Raw genomic sequence first — 14,154 nt, 5'->3', positions numbered from 1 at the left:
CTTCGCGTGGATCGTTGTCGCGGGTCAGCTGAGTTCCACGCCGGTGACCAGCGGGTCGTCGCGCAGAGCGGCCAGGGTCCGGGAGGCCGACAGCACCTCGGAGGCCGCGTGGGCGCCGGGCGGGATCGTGCCCGCGCGCAGTTCCCGGGCCGTGAGCGCCGCGACGACGCCGCTCAGCGCGTACGAGTCGGGCGTCCGCAGCAGGAGGCGGCGCGGGCGGCCCGGGGCCGGGTCGCGGGGCACGGCCTGAAAGAGCATCGCGTAGTAGGGCCCGGTCGCCGCGAGGTCGGCGCCGGCCGCGGCGACCACCGCCGGGACGTGCGCGTCCAGGGCCGCGCCGTCGTCGGCCCACGCCCGCGCCAGCGCCTCGGGGATGGCCTCGGTGACGTACACCGTGTAGTTGCGCAGCTCCGCCACGCCGAGTTCCGCGGCGAGCCGGGACATCTCCGCCGACAGGAACGGCCACGCGTGGACCCGGTCCCGGAATCCCGGCAGCGACACCGACCGGAGCGGTTTCAGCGCCGCCGGAACGATCCCGCCGTCCCGCCACGCGGCGAGCGCGGTGCCGAAGCGCGGGCCGCGCGTCAGCAGCGCGTCCACCGCCGACAGCGGGCCGATGGCGGCGGCGCCTCCGACGTAGACGTCCAGCCGGGCGAGCGGGCCGTCCGCCGCCAGCAGCCGGGGAAGGAGCCCGGACAGGCCCGGCATCAGGCCGGCCGAGAAGACCGCGGCACGGTGGTCGAGCCCGGCGGCCCCGCCCCCGGCCAGGGCGTCGATCGCCACCAGGTCGCCCGCCGCGTCGACGTAGTGCGCGCCGCCCGCGAGCGCGACGCGCGCCACCCGGTCCAGTACCCGGTACGAGGGGCCCGCGCAGTTGACCACGACGTCGCAGCCCGCGCAGAACTCCCGCAGCGCGGCGGCGTCGTCCAGGTCCACCCGGAACGGCTCGGCCGGGACGCCGGGCGCCGCCTCGCACGCCCGCGCCGCGCGGTCCCGGTCGCGCCCGCCGATGCGGAGCGGGCCGGTCCCCCACCCGGCGAGCCGCTCGACCACGACGCGGCCCACCGTCCCGGAACCGCCGAGCACCCCGATCAGCGTCATCGCCCCGGACCTGACGACGCCGGGTCTTCGCTCTCGCGGACGGCCGCCGCGAGCCCGGCGACGGTCGGCGCGTCCAGGAACCGGCGGACGCCCACGCTCGCGCCGGTGTCCTTCACCAGCCGGGCCACGGTGCGGACGGCCAGCAGCGAGTCGCCGCCCAGAGCGAAGAACGACGTGGCGCGGTCCAGCACCGGTACTTCCAGGATCTCCTCCCACAGCAGCGCGATCCGCTGCTCCAGTTCGTCCGCGGGAGGCCCGTCCTGCTCGCCGCGGTGAGCGACCGCTCCGGCCCCGATCCGGAGCCCGCCCGCGCCCGCCGTGTCCGGCTCGGCCGCCGCGGGCAGTTCCACGTCCCGGTCCCAGCCCGGCCCGTCGGCCAGCGCGCCGATCAGCTCCACCAGGTCGTCGAACGCGGCGTCCACCTCGCCGGGGTCGAACAGCTCGCCCACGAGCGAGAACGCGACCGCCATCGCGCCGTTCATCTCCCAGAAGCGCGCCTCCAGCGCGACCTGGGGGGTGCGGAGCTGGTGGAAGAAGTCGTCGAAGTCCAGGTCGCCGAGCGGTCCGGCGGACGTCGCCTGCCGCTCCCCGATCGCCGCGTCCATGCCCAGCGTGCTCTGGAAGACGACCGGCGCGGCCGGCCGCGTGGTCCCGCGCCGCCGGGCCAGCTCGCGCGACACCTCCACGCCGGTGATGAGGTTGTGCGCGGCGTGGTCGGCGAAGCCGCGCTGCCGGTCGGCCGCCAGCTCGGCGAACGTGCGGCCCTCCGCCGGCTCCACCGGCACCAGCATCGTGGCGGCGAACGCGCCGATCGTGCGGTGGATGTCGGGGTGCAGGGGCAGCCGGTTGAGCTGGAGGGTGTTGAGCAGCATGCGGCGGTGCCCGGCCCAGCGCGCCAGCACGACGGCGAACGCGGTGAGCATCGCGGCGGACGGGGTGACCTCGCGTTCGGCGCACCGGTCCCGCAGCGCCGCCCAGCGTTCGGGGGCGAGCCGCGCCTCCCGGGTGTCCATCAGCTCCGGCGCCGCCTCGCGGGGGTCGGCGCGCAGCGGCAGGGCCGGGGGCGGCGGCGCGTCGTCCAGCCGGTCCCACCACCAGTCGCGATCCGCGGCCCAGGCGTCGGTCCGCCGCAGCCGCCCGATCGAGTGGACGTAGTCGCCGAAGTCGACCTCCAGCGGGGCGGGAACGGCGTTCCAGTCGGCGGCGAGCGTCAGCAGTTCGCGGTTCAGGACGGTCGCCGACCAGCCGTCCATCGCGAGCAGGCTCATCGCGGTGTGCAGCCGCCCGCGGCCGTCGGGGAGCAGGGTCAGCCGGACGTCCAGGCCCGGCCCGGTCAGCGGGTCGGGGCCCGTCGTCCCCATCTCCCGGCGGAGCTCCTCCAGCGTCGCCGCGGCCTCCGCCCCGGCCGCCTCGCGCAGGTCGTACACGCGAGGCCGCGGGATCGCGCCCGACGCGTCCGGCGGCAGCACGAACTGCTCCCCTTCGGGTGTGAGCCGGACCCGCAGGGTGGGCTGGTGCAGCGCCAGCCGGTGCAGCGCGTCCGCCAGCGTCTCCTCGGCCTCCTCTGCGTCCATGTCGCTCAGGCCGACGTCGCTGTAGAAGTGCGCCGAGGCGTACGACAGCTCCCAGCCGTCGTGCTGGCCGACGAAGTACCCCTGCTGGAGCGGCATCAGCGGGAACGGCGCGTCCGGGTCGGCGCGGCGTTCGATCTCCACCGGAAGCGCCCGTGCGGACCCGCCGTCCCCGGCGGACCGGCGCGCGACCAGGTCGGCCAGCGCCGACAGCGTGATCTCCACGGTGACGTCGGTGAGCGCCAGCTCCACCATCAGGCGCCTGCGCACCAGCGCCGACATGCGGACGGCGAGGACGGAGTCGCCGCCCAGCCGCAGGAAGCTCGCGTCCGGCTCGATCTCCCGGGCGTCCAGGTCGAGCAGCTCGCCCCAGATGGCGGCGAGTTCCCGTCCGGCATGGGAGCGGGCTTCGGCGGAAGTACGAGCGGTCAACGGGGTCTCCCTCGAAGGTCGGGTGCGGCGATCAGGAGGTGCTGGGAGAACGCCGCCAGCGGATGGTCGGGGCGGGGAAGGTCGAGGACCGGCGGCATCCCGGCCGCGCCGAGTTCGGCCGTCCATTCCTCGCGGGTGAGGTAGGTGCGGCGGGTCCCGGCCCGGCGGTCCAGCCGTGCGGGACGGGCCTCGCCGGGCGGGGCGGAGAGCAGGAAGGGCATCGAGGCCAGCGACTGGTGGTGTTCGTGGCAGGTCTCGATGAGCAGCACCGCGCCACCGGGCGCCAGCACCGCGCGGATCCGTCCGAGCAGGTCCCCCGCATGCCGGGCGTTGTGCGCGGCGTTCACCGCGACGACCAGGTCGAACGGCTCGGGTCCGCACTGCGCGGCGAGGTCGGCGCCGAAGTCGGCGACGGCCGTGCGCAGGAACGGGAAGGCGCCGAACCGCCGCCGCGCCGCGTCCAGGAAGAACGGGGACAGATCGGTGAAGAGGTACTCGGTGGTGTGCCCCGCCAGAACGGGCAGGAGGTAGGCCGTGAGCGATCCGGTTCCCGCGCCCAGCTCCAGGACGCGGCGCTTGGCGGGCAGGCCGCAGACGGCGTCGACGGCCGCGCCGTTGAGGTAGCGGTTGACGGGGTTGTCCCGGTAGACCGCCGCGGCGGTGCCGAGATCGCCCTCGGGGAACAGCATCGCCTGCGCGCTCACCCGGTCGGCGAGCAGGTCGGGAAGGGCGCGCAGCGAGTCCAGCAGGTACCGGGTCAGCCGCTCGGGGTAGCCGAGCCCGCTGCGGGCCTCGTCCAGGTCGCGGCGCAGCGCGATCAGCCCGGAGCGCCGCGGGCGCCGGAACCCGCCATGGTGCCCGGACGCGGAGCGTTCGACGAGGCCCTCACCGGCGAGCGCGTCGAGCCAGTGCGGCACGATCCAGGCGTGCCGGGGAGCGGCTCCCAGCGCGGTCGCGATCTCCTCCGCCGTCAGCGGGCCCCTCCCCGCCAGCTCCTCGCCGAGGAACGCGGCGATGCCGTGCAGGACCGCCAGGTCGAGCCGGCGCACGGCTCCCGGGAGCCCGTCGGGCAGGGCGCCGCCCAGCGCGGCCATGCCCGCCCGGTGAGCCGAGCCGGTCAGCACGCCGGGTCGGCCGGCGGACGCGCCGGGCCGCGCGCGACCCGCGCCGCCAGCTCCGGCGACGCCAGGGCGTCCGGCTCGGCTAGCATCATCATGACGTCGAAGAAGGTCCGGTTGACCTCGGCGTCCACCAGCGCCAGCTCCATCAGCCGCCGCATGTACTCGCCCGCGTCGCGGGAGCCCGCGTCCCCCGCGTCCGCGAGGTACGCCAGATCCGCCCCGGTGGCGACCTGCCAGGCCCGCTCGTTGCCCGCGGCGATCTCCTTCTGCATCGCGCGGCAGCCGGCGCCCTCACCCAGCAGGCGGCGCAGCGTGACGGCCGTCATCGCCGCCATCGACATCCCCTGCGCGTACACCGGGTTGACCGCGCACACCGCGTCGCCCACCAGCAGCAGGCCGTCCGGCCACGCCGGCAGGTCCTCGTACCGGTACCGCTCGTTGGCCATGTGCCGGAACCCGTGGACCGGCCCGGCCGGGACGGCGTCCCGCACGACGTCGTGCAGCACCGGATGCCGGAGGCTGCGCGCGAACTCCAGGAACCCCTCCGCATCGACCGGCGGATGATCGTCGAGGTAGCCGTACAGCGAGACCAGCCACCTGCCGCCCTCGACCGGGACCAGCGCCCCGCCCCGCAGCGGCTGCCCCTCGCCCGGCTGGATCGAGATGATCCGCCACTCGTCGGCGAAGCCTTCCGGCATCTCGTACAGCCTGCTGCTGTAGCCCGGACGGGAGTCGGTCCGCTCCACCTCCGGTTCGGCCAGGCCGAGCGCCCGGAGCCACCCGCGGCCGCCCGGCCCGCGCCCGGAGGCGTTCACGACCAGGTCGGCGGAAATCTCGTCCACCTGGCCGCCGTCCCGGGCCCGTACCCGCACGCCCGTGACGCGCTCCGCGTCCCCGGCGAACCCCACGGTCTCCGTCCGGTCCCGGAACCCCACGCCGTCGATCTCGGCCACCGACGTCCGCACGACGTACTCGACGAGTTCTCGCGTGGCGGACGGCACGGTGTGCGAGGGCGCGAAGCGGTGGCACCATCCCGCCGGGCTCAGCCACAGGTGGTCGTAGGGCGTCCGCAGCGGAACGGCGCCCGCCCCGTACAGCCGCTCGGTGAACCCGGGCAGCAGCGCGTCCAGGGCGCGCTGCCCGGCTCCCATCAGGGAGTGCAGGTGACGGCTCTGCGGGACGCCGGGCCGGAAGCCGGGAGCCTCCCCGAGCGCGTCGCGTTCCAGCACCGTGACCCGCTCGAAGACGTCCGCCAGCGCCGCGGCCGCCGTCAGCCCCGCGATCCCCGCACCGATGACGACGGCATGCTCCCGTTCCTCCACCGCGAACCCCATTCAGAATGAAAATCGTTATCACTACCAATATCACGATTTCCTCCGGGAAGGAACGCACACGGACGCCCGCGGGCGGTGGGACCGCCACGGGCAACCCGCGGCGGGGGCGAGGCGTTGTACCTGCTGAGCGTTGTACACGCTGAGCGATCACACCGAGTCGCCACGCCCGAACCCAGAGGACACACGTGCCGTTCACGCTGAGCCATCCCGCCGCCGTCCTGCCCTTCGCCCGGCGGCCGCTGGTGCCGTCGGCCCTGGTGATCGGGTCGCTCACGCCGGACGTCCCCTACTACCTGTACATCTCGGGTGTGCGGGACATGACGCACCGGCCGCTGGGCGTCGTGACGGTGGACGTCGCGATCGGCCTGGTCGTGTTCGCGGTGTGGCACCTGCTGGCCAAGCGGCCCCTCGCGGCGCTCGCCCCGGACAGGCTGCGCGAACGGCTGCCGGTCTCGGCGCCGGTGTCGTGGCGGTGGGTGGTGCCGTCGCTCGCCATCGGCGCTGCGTCCCACGTCCTGTGGGACGCCTTCACGCACGCCGGCGCCGCCGAGGTCCTGCCGTGGCTCGCCGAGTTTGTCGGCGGGATCACGCTGTACATGTGGCTCCAGGTCGGCAGCGGCGCGGCCGGGCTGGCGGTCATCGCGATGTGGCTGGCCCGCTGGGTGAGGACGGCTCCGCCCGTGCCGGTGCCGGTCGAGGCGGCGCGCGGACGGCTGCAGGTGTTCGCGGCGGCCGGGGTCCTGTCACCGGCGGGCGGCCTGCTGAGCGCCCTGCTGCTCTCCGCCGACACGACCCTGCATTCGCTGCTGTTCGCCGCGATCGTCGGAGCGATCACGGCGGCGAGCCTGGTCCTCGCCGTCCACTGCGCCTGGTGGCACGCCGCCCACCTGACGGGACGGCACGCGGAACCCGCGCCCGCGGGCACCGACGGGAACGGTGCGTCGCGACCCGCGGAAGGCGGCGGCGTCGGTGGGGGCCGGGTGCGTTAGACGACGCCGGCTTCGGCCAGCCAGCGCCACAGTTCGTCCTGGCCGACGACCGTGACCCCGAGCTTCTCGGCCTTGCCCGTCTTCGCGGCGCCGACGTTGGCGCCGGCGAGCAGGTAGTCGGTGCCGGCCGACACCGACGAGGTGGCCGTGGCCGCCGCCTGCTCGACCAGGCGCGTGACGTCCGGCCGGCTGATCTTCGCGCCCGAGCGCGGGTCGGTGAACGCGCCGGTGATCACGACCGTCGTGCCCTTGAGCGGCGAGTCGCCCGCGGCCGCCGTGTCGACCGGGCGGTCCTCGGCCAGCACGTCGAGGTTCACCCCGCGCTCGCGCAGCGCCGCGATCTCCTCCCGGACCTCGGCGCGGGCGAAGAACGCCACGATGCTCTCGGCGGCCTTCGGCCCGATGTCGCGGATGGCCACCAGGTCCTCGGCCGTCGCCGCCGCGACGTCCTCGATGCGCTCGTAGCCGGCCAGGCACAGGCGTTTGGCCGTGCCCTCGGAGGCCATCGGGATCGCCAGTCCGATCAGCGCGCGCCGCAACCCCATGTCCTTGGAGGACGCGATCGAGTCGACCATGTTCGCGGCGCTGACCTCACCCATCCGTTCGTAGCCGAGCAGCTGCTCGGCCGTGAGGTCGTAGAGGTCGCTGCGGTTCTTGAGCACACCGTCCTCGGCGAGCTTCTCGATCCAGACGTCGCCGACGCCCTCCATGTCGGCCGCCTGGCGCGAGGCCCAGTGCATCAGGCGGCGCGTCGCCTGGGCCGGGCACTGGAGGTTCACGCACCAGCGCTCCTCGCCGGTGCCGCGGACCTCAAGGCCGGAACCGCACGAGGGGCAGTCCGCCGGCGGGACGATCTCGACCTCGCTCCCGTCGCGCCGTTCCGGCAGCGAGCGGCCCGCGAACGGGATCACGTCGCCGCGCCGCACGACGGCCACCGTGTCGCCGATGCGCAGGTCGCGCTCGCGGATCAGCCGCGGGTTGTGGAGGGTGATGTTCTCCACCGTCACGCCGCCGACGAACACCGGCGCGACCTTCGCGCGGGGCGGGACGCGGCCGATCTTGCCGACCGGCCACTCGACCGACAGCAGCGTCGTCAGCTTCTCCTCCGGCGGGTACTTGAACGCGATCGCTCCGCGCGGCTCGGCGCTGTTGAAGCCCGCCGCGTCGAACGCCGCCGGCTCGTGCAGCCGCACGACCGCGCCGTCGATCTCGTAGTCCAGCCCGTCGCGGCGGGCGCCGATCTCGTGGATCGCGTCCATCACCTCGCCGGCCGTCGCGCACACGTACCGGGCGACCGGCTCGAACTCCGCCGGGACCGGGACGGCGGCGCCGTCCCGGTCCGCGCCGAACGCGAAGAAGCGCAGCAGCCGCTCGGCCTTCGCGGCGGCCTCGGGGTCCTTCAGCACCAGCGTCCCGGCGGCGCCCGACCGCGGGTTGGTCAGCGTCTTGTCAGGGTGCGCCTCGTTATAGGCGGCCCACACCGACCGCAGCATCACCGCCTCGCCGCGGACCTCGACGCGCCCCTGCTCCTCGATCCGGAGCGGAAGGCCCGGGATCACGTGGCGCACCTTCCCGGTCACCAGCTCGCCGACCGTGCCGGTGCCGCGCGTGGCGACGTAGTCGAGCTCGCCGCCGGTGTAGACGACGCTCAGCGAAAGCCCGTCGAGCTTCTCCGACACGCGGAAGACCTGGCCGCTGAAGCGCTCGCAGAACGTGCTGATCTGCTCCTGGCCCGTCGCCTTCGCCAGGGAGAGCATCGGGCGTGCGTGGCGCACGGTCGGCCCCGTGAGCTCCGCCGGCGCGTTGACCTTGCCGAGCGGGCTGTCGGCCGGTTCGAGCTCGGGGTGCTCGGCGACCAGCGCCGCCAGCTCGTCCTTGAGCGCGTCGTAGTCGGCGTCCGGCAGCGGGCTGTCGCCGGAGCCGTAGTACAGGTCGTTCAGTCGCCTGACCTCGGCGGTCAGCTCGGTGATGCGCTTTTCGACGTCCACCCTTCGATTAAACGCGATGGCACCGACAGTGTCCGCCGCGGTCCGCGCGGCGCCCTCACCCGGTGGTGAGTTCGGCCGCGAGCCGTTCGACGCGGGCGCGGATCTCGTCGCGGATGGGGCGGACGGCGTCGACGCCCTGTCCGGCGGGGTCGTCGAGTTGCCAGTCGAGGTAGCGCTTGCCGGGGAAGACGGGGCAGGTGTCGCCGCAGCCCATGGTGATGACGACGTCGGAGGCTTGGACGGCGTCGGTGGTGAGGATCTTGGGTGTCTCGGCGGCGATGTCGATGCCCTCTTCGGCCATGGCCTGGACGACGGCGGGGTTGATCTGGTCGGCGGGGGCCGATCCGGCGGAGCGGACCTCGACGGCGTCGCCGGCCAGGTGGGTGAGGTAGGCGGCGGCCATCTGGGACCGTCCGGCGTTGTGGACGCAGACGAACAGGACGCTGGGCTTGTCGGTCATCAGGTTCCTCGCTGGTCGGGCGTGGTGAGGCGGCGGCGCAGCCAGAGGGAGACGTACACCAGGGCGACGAGGACGGGCACTTCGATGAGGGGGCCGACGACCCCGGCCAGGGCTTGGCCGGAGGTGACGCCGAAGGTTCCGATGGCGACGGCGATGGCCAGTTCGAAGTTGTTGCCGGCGGCGGTGAACGCGAGCGTGGCGGTGCGGGGGTAGGGCAGGCGGACGGCGTGGCCGAGGGCGAACGATCCGCCCCACATGAGCGCGAAGTAGACCAGCAGCGGCAGCGCGATGCGTGCGACGTCGGTTGGCCGGCCGGTGATGGCGTCGCCCTGGAGGGCGAACAGGATGACGATGGTGAACAGCAGCCCGTACAGGGCGAGCGGGCCGATGCGGGGCAGGAACCGGGTCTCGTACCAGTCGCGGCCCCGGCTCTTCTCGCCGAGGCGGCGGGTGAGGTAGCCGGCCAGCAGCGGGACGCCGAGGAACACCAGCACGTTCACCACGATCGTGCCGGTGGAGAAGCGCACGTCGTCGGTGGCCAGGCCGAGCCATCCGGGCAGCACCTTGAGGTAGAACCAGCCGAGCACGCCGAACGCGGCGACCTGGAACACCGAGTTGAGGGCGACCAGGACGGCGGCGGCCTCCCGGTCCCCGCAGGCCAGGTCGTTCCAGATGACGACCATGGCGATGCAGCGCGCCAGCCCCACGATGATCAGCCCGGTGCGGTACTCGGGCAGGTCCGGCAGGAAGGTCCACGCGAGCGCGAACATCACCGCCGGGCCGATCACCCAGTTGAGCACCAGCGAGGAGACCATCAGGCGGCGGTCGCCGGTGACGGTGTCGAGGCGGTCGTAGCGGACCTTGGCCAGCACCGGGTACATCATGACCAGCAGGCCCAGCGCGATCGGCACCGAGATCCCGCCGATCTCGACCTTCGACAGCGCGTCGTCCAGGCCGGGCACCGCCCGCCCGAGCCCGAGGCCGACCGCCATGGCCGCGATGATCCACACCGGCAGGAACCGGTCCAGCGTGGACAGCCTCCCGGCCGGGCCCGGCCCGTCGGTTCCGGCCTGCGGGGCGGCCGGTTCGGTCGCGGTCATCAGCAGGGCCTCCTGCGGCCGTCGGCGATGGCGGCGCGAGCCGCGTCGGCGAGGCCGCCGAGCCGGGCCGCCAGGGCGTCCAACGCCTCCGGGCGCAGCCGGTAGTAGGTGAACCGTCCGCACGGCTCGCTGTCCACCAGACCGGCGTCCTTCAGGACCCGCAGGTGGTTGGAGATGTTGGTCTGGCGGGCGCCGGTCTCCTCCACCAGATGGCACGTGCACAGCGCCTCACCGGCGAGCAGGGTCACGATGCGGGCGCGCAGCGGGTCCGCCAGCACCCTCAATACATCAGTCTCAACTGACATCACCGTGGAATGATATCTCACCGGCCGCCGGAGCGGTGGGGGGAGTAGCCGAGGCGGAAGGACAGCTCCCGGGCCGCCTCCGCGGTGGCCCGGCCCAGCTCGTCGAGGCGGTCGGCGCGGACGCGCTGTTCGGGGCCCGCCACCGAGAGCGCGGCGACGGGGCGGCCGCGGTAGTCCAGGACGGGGGCGCCGACGGCGCGGATCCCGGGCTCGTTCTCGGCGTCGTCCACGCTGTAGCCGCGCTCGCGGCAGCGGTGGAGCTCGGCGAGCAGCGCCTCCGCGTCGGTGACCGTCCGCTCGGTGCGGCGGGGCAGTCCCCCGGCCATGGCGCTCTCCACCACCCAGTCCGGCGAGAACGCCAGGATGGCGCGGCCGAGCGAGCTGGTCACCGCGGGGTTGCTGCGGCCGATCCCCGAGTGCATGCGCACCGGGTGCGGGCTGTCGGTCTTCTCGATGTACACGACGCGGTCCTCGTCCAGCACCCCGAGGGCGCAGGTCTCCCCGGTGGCCTCGGTGAGGTGCGCCATCAGGTCGCGCGCCTCGGAGCGGATCTCGACCGAGTCGAGGTAGGCCGCGCCGAGTTCCAGCAGGTGGCGGCCGACGCGCCAGCGGTTGCCCTCGCCGACCCGGACGACCTTGAGGTCCTCCAGCACGTTGAGGAGGCGGTGCGCGGTGGCCTCCGGCAGGGAGGCCGCGACGGCGACCTCGGCCAGCGTGAGCCCTTCCGTCGCCTCGGCGAGGATGTCGAGCAGTGTGAACGCGCGGACGAGGTTGCGCGCGTGCGCCGGCTTGGCCGCTTCGGCGGTCACCGTGTCGGCCCCCCTGTTCTCGGCAGTGTCGATGCCGCGATCATGCCTGCGGAAGCACCGCGACGACGTCGATTTCGACCAAGATCCCGGCGAGCGTGGAGCCGACCGTGGTCCGGACGGGACGGGGCTCGGGCATCATCGAGCGGTACGTCGTGTCGAAGCCCTTGAAGTCGCGGTCGAGCCGTTCCAGGTGGACGGTCACCTTGACCACGTCCTCGAACCCGGCCCCGGCCTCGGCCAGGACGGCCTGGAGGTTGCGCATCACCTGGGCGGTCTGCTCTTCGACGGTGTCGCCCTGGATCCGGCCGGTCGCGGGGTCCTGCGGGCCGAGGCCGGCCGTGTAGACCATGCCGCCCGCGACGATGCCCTGGCTGTAGCCGCCGGCGGGGGACGGCGCGCGGTCGGTGGTGATCGGCTGCTTGGCCATGATGGTCAGTTCCTTCCGAGGTAGATGTGCGCGATCCGCTCGTACAGGCGCTCCGCCTGGACGAGCTGTGACACCCCGACGTGCTCGTCGGGGCCGTGGGCGACCGACAGCCAGCCGGGACCGAGCGCGGCGACGGCGGGGGTGCGGCCGATGTTGGCGAAGTGGGTGGCGTCCGTGCCGCCGGGGTAGGCGCCGAGCGGAACCTCTGCGCCGAGCACCTCGGCGCAGGCGGCCTGGGCCGCGGCCACCACGGGGTGGTCCGGTGCGATCTCGGCGGAGTCCATCCAGCCGAGGGAGCCGTCCGCGTAGCGGATCTCCCAGTCGACGTCGGACGGCAGCGCCGCTCCGAGAAGCTCGCGCAGTTCGCGGTCGAGGGTCTCGCGGTCCATGCCGGGGACGAGGCGGATGTCGGAGGCGACCACGGCCTCACCTGGGTGGACCCCGTAGAAGACCCCGCCCGACATCCGCACGGCCGCGTTCACGGTGGGCCGGCACGGGATGGACGGGGCGCGCGGGACGCTGGGCCGGAAGCCCGCGATGGCGGTGGCGGCGCGGGCGGCGGCGACGGTGGCGCTGGTGGGGAGCCGTTCGGACAGGCCGCTGTGGCCCTGCCTCCCTCGGACGGCCACCTCGAAGCAGCAGATCCCCCGGGAGATCAGGTAGATCGCCTCCCACGGGTCGGTGACGCCCGAGGGTTCGCCGATGACGATCGCGTCGGCGTCGACGAGTCCCTGGTGCGACAGCGCCTTGGCGCCGTGGTCGCTGCCGGCCTCCTCGTCGGCGGTGAGGATGAGCGAAAGCCGTCCCCGCTCGGCCGTGCGCGCCCACGACTCCACGGCGAGGAGCATCGCGGCGACCGCGCCCTTCATGTCGGAGGAGCCGAGGCCGTAGGCGAGGTCGCCGTCCGGCGTCAGCTCCAGCGGCGGCGTGCTCCAGGCGGACAGGTCGCCGATGGGCTTGGTGTCGAGGTGCCCGGACAGCGCGAGGTGCGGCCCGGTGCCCGCGTCCGCGGTGACCAGGACGTTGCAACGCCCCGGTGCCGTCTCGACGACCTTCGCGGCCAGCCCCCGCTCCCGGGCGTGGGCCGCGGCGAACGCGGCGATCCGCGCCTCGCCGACGCCGGGGTTCTGCGAGTCGATCGCCACGAGTTCGGTGGCCAACTCGAGTACCGGGGGAACCGGCACGGGTGGGGGTCCCATCCACGCTCCTTCTCGGGAAATGCCAGGAAACATCGTGCTGAACAAGTCTTGACACAGTCTTCCATTTTTTGTCTAGTGTTTGGAATCACCTTCCAAAACCTGTCCCCTTGCCCGCCGCCGGCGAGTACGCGGAGCGGGTCCGAGCCGTGAGGAGCCGTCATGGGCCGTGCGGAACCTGGAAGACCGCGGCACCGTGCACGCCACCACCGTGGACGCGGGCGGTGGCGCAAGGCGATCGCGCTGCCGCTGGCCGTGGCGATCGCCGGATCCGCCTGCTCGATGACGCCGCCGGGCGGTGCCCGCACCACCGACGCCGACGTCGCGCCCAAGCGCGGCGGAAAGCCGGTGATCGGGGTGTCGGCGATCGACCTGACCTCGTCGTTCTTCGTCGGCATGCGAGAGGCGGGCGACAAGGCCGCCCGCGACTACGGCGTCTCGACGGTCTGGCAGAGCGCCGAGGGCAGCGTCGAGCGCCAGGTCTCCACGATCCAGAACTTCGTCAACCAGCGGGTCAGCGCGATCCTGATCGACCCGCTCGACAAGAACGCGCTGCGTCCGGCCATCTCCCGCGCCACCCGGGCGGGCATCCCGGTCGTGACGATGGGCAACAAGGTCGAGGCGGAGGGCAACCACAGCACGCTCTACCGCGACGCCGAGAACATGGCGATGGTGGCCCGTGCCACCGGCGCCCACCTCGGCGGCAAGGGAGAGGTGGCGCTGCTGACCGGGGCGCGCGGCAACTACGTCTCCGACACCCGGGAGAAGGCCTTCCGGGACACGCTCGCCCGCGAGTATCCGAACGTGCGGCTGGTGTCGGTCCAGCCCACCGCCTTCGACGCCCGCAAGGCGTCCAACACCACGGTGACCTGGATGACCACCGAGCCGGGGCTGGACGTGATCGCCTGCATCAGCGGTCCGCTCTGCCTGTCGGCCAAGGCCACGGCGTCGTCGCTCGGCAAACCGGACCTGAAGGTCGCCGGGCACGACGGCGAACTCGACCTGCAGCCGCTCCTGGAGAACGAATCCATGATCATCGACGTGCTGACCGGGCCCGGACGGGTCGGCTACTGGAACGTGGCGGTCGGCGCCCGGCTCGCCAAGGGCGCGGAGCTGCCGCGGAACCTGTACATGCCCTCGCACTTCGTCACCACCGACGCCACCGCGGCGCGCCTGAAGCGGCAGGGGCTCAGCTTCCCCTACGTGACGCCCTCCCGCGCCGAGCGGATCGGCGGCGCCTACCGGTCGGAGTTCGGCCCGTCACTGCCCGGCACGAAGATGACGGCCGCCCGATGAGGCGCCCCGCGACGCCCCCGACTCC

The 14,154-nt window shown here is 73.8% G+C and carries 13 protein-coding genes; 2 read left to right on the top strand and 11 right to left on the bottom strand.

The window, feature by feature from the left end:
- Positions 1-24: 24 nt before the first annotated feature.
- From E1281_RS09555 to E1281_RS09540, 4 genes are read right to left on the bottom strand one after another with little or no spacing between them, the layout of a single operon-like run.
- Positions 25-1,101 (bottom strand): saccharopine dehydrogenase NADP-binding domain-containing protein, encoded by a 1,077-nt coding sequence (locus tag E1281_RS09555; RefSeq protein WP_131876918.1) that lies wholly within the window; start codon positions 1,099-1,101, stop codon positions 25-27.
- Complete coding sequence (locus E1281_RS09550) at positions 1,098-3,104, bottom strand: phosphopantetheine-binding protein (protein WP_243716746.1); 2,007 nt, start codon at positions 3,102-3,104, stop codon at positions 1,098-1,100. The genes E1281_RS09555 and E1281_RS09550 overlap by 4 nt, the downstream gene beginning before the upstream one ends.
- Positions 3,101-4,198, bottom strand: coding sequence for a class I SAM-dependent methyltransferase (locus tag E1281_RS41780; RefSeq protein WP_131876916.1), 1,098 nt, complete (start codon positions 4,196-4,198; stop codon positions 3,101-3,103). The genes E1281_RS09550 and E1281_RS41780 overlap by 4 nt, the downstream gene beginning before the upstream one ends.
- Positions 4,199-4,221: 23 nt before the next feature.
- Positions 4,222-5,559 (bottom strand): FAD-dependent monooxygenase, encoded by a 1,338-nt coding sequence (locus E1281_RS09540; protein ID WP_131876915.1) that lies wholly within the window; start codon positions 5,557-5,559, stop codon positions 4,222-4,224.
- 185 nt (positions 5,560-5,744) lie between these two features.
- Between E1281_RS09540 and E1281_RS09535 the strand changes: the two genes are divergently transcribed.
- A complete protein-coding gene (locus E1281_RS09535; protein WP_165958852.1) occupies positions 5,745-6,548 on the top strand; it encodes a DUF4184 family protein in 804 nt (267 codons plus the stop codon).
- On the opposite strand, the gene ligA is transcribed toward E1281_RS09535, so the two are convergent.
- The 7 genes from ligA to E1281_RS09500 are packed head-to-tail and all read right to left on the bottom strand — an operon-like array spanning position 6,545 to position 12,836.
- Positions 6,545-8,536 carry an NAD-dependent DNA ligase LigA gene (gene ligA / locus E1281_RS09530; RefSeq protein ID WP_131876913.1) on the bottom strand — a complete coding sequence of 664 codons (1,992 nt, stop codon included), beginning with the start codon at positions 8,534-8,536 and terminating at the stop codon, positions 6,545-6,547. The two genes, E1281_RS09535 and ligA, sit on opposite strands and share 4 nt — an antisense overlap.
- A gap of 55 nt (positions 8,537-8,591) precedes the next feature.
- Positions 8,592-8,996: an arsenate reductase ArsC gene (locus E1281_RS09525; RefSeq protein WP_131876912.1), complete on the bottom strand. Its 405-nt coding sequence runs from the start codon at positions 8,994-8,996 to the stop codon at positions 8,592-8,594.
- Positions 8,996-10,096, bottom strand: coding sequence for an ACR3 family arsenite efflux transporter (gene arsB / locus E1281_RS09520; RefSeq protein ID WP_131876911.1), 1,101 nt, complete (start codon positions 10,094-10,096; stop codon positions 8,996-8,998). The genes E1281_RS09525 and arsB overlap by 1 nt, the downstream gene beginning before the upstream one ends.
- Positions 10,096-10,401 carry a metalloregulator ArsR/SmtB family transcription factor gene (locus E1281_RS09515; RefSeq protein WP_131876910.1) on the bottom strand — a complete coding sequence of 102 codons (306 nt, stop codon included), beginning with the start codon at positions 10,399-10,401 and terminating at the stop codon, positions 10,096-10,098. Before E1281_RS09515 ends, arsB begins: the two co-directional genes overlap by 1 nt.
- A gap of 17 nt (positions 10,402-10,418) precedes the next feature.
- Positions 10,419-11,210, bottom strand: coding sequence for an IclR family transcriptional regulator (locus E1281_RS09510; RefSeq protein WP_131876909.1), 792 nt, complete (start codon positions 11,208-11,210; stop codon positions 10,419-10,421).
- Positions 11,211-11,250: 40 nt separating this feature from the next.
- Entirely contained in the window at positions 11,251-11,637 is a 387-nt protein-coding gene (locus tag E1281_RS09505; protein ID WP_131876908.1) for a Rid family hydrolase, read from the bottom strand.
- Positions 11,638-11,642: 5 nt separating this feature from the next.
- Positions 11,643-12,836 (bottom strand): M20/M25/M40 family metallo-hydrolase, encoded by a 1,194-nt coding sequence (locus tag E1281_RS09500; RefSeq protein ID WP_165958851.1) that lies wholly within the window; start codon positions 12,834-12,836, stop codon positions 11,643-11,645.
- 159 nt (positions 12,837-12,995) lie between these two features.
- On the opposite strand from E1281_RS09500, the gene E1281_RS09495 reads away from it, so the two are divergent.
- A complete protein-coding gene (locus E1281_RS09495; RefSeq protein ID WP_131876906.1) occupies positions 12,996-14,129 on the top strand; it encodes a sugar ABC transporter substrate-binding protein in 1,134 nt (377 codons plus the stop codon).
- Positions 14,130-14,154 lie beyond the last annotated feature (25 nt).

The organism is Actinomadura sp. KC345 (assembly GCF_004348515.1).
In the GTDB taxonomy this organism is placed as follows: Bacteria; Actinomycetota; Actinomycetes; order Streptosporangiales; family Streptosporangiaceae; genus Spirillospora.
The sequence above is the reverse complement of the archived record's forward strand: the minus strand, read 5'-3'. Positions and strand labels throughout refer to the sequence as shown.